This window comes from Bacillus sp. SIMBA_154 (genome assembly GCF_046536015.1).
GTDB classification, from domain to species: Bacteria; Bacillota; Bacilli; order Bacillales; family Bacillaceae; genus Bacillus; species Bacillus pumilus_P.
Window position 1 is genome coordinate 1 of the sequence record NZ_JAWJBV010000215.1, and the last position, 276, is coordinate 276.

A 276-nucleotide genomic window follows, 5' to 3' on the forward strand; every position below is an offset into this window, starting at 1 on the left:
GATGCAGGCGACGGGAGTATTGCCCACCGTGATCGACAAGTGTATGAACCACCGCGAGCAGAACCGCATGAAACGCATCTATCAGCGGTACCCATATACGGTCGAGAAGCGCGCCGCATGGCACCTGCTGGGGGCACGACTGGACCAACTGACGGGCCTGGATCGATTTGCAGAACGAGCTGAGCATGACGGGGCCACGGAAATGAGGGAGCACGCCATGCAGGCTGCCGCGATCGACGTCTCGACATCAGAGCCGGGGGGATAGGGCTCGCACTC

At 61.6% G+C, this 276-nt stretch carries 1 protein-coding gene; it reads left to right on the top strand.

Going from position 1 to position 276, the window contains the following annotated elements; translation table 11 throughout:
• Nucleotides 1-183 (top strand): hypothetical protein (locus R0K30_RS21785; RefSeq protein ID WP_410612909.1); only part of this gene is annotated, 183 nt, incomplete at its 5' end.
• Nucleotides 184-276 lie beyond the last annotated feature (93 nt).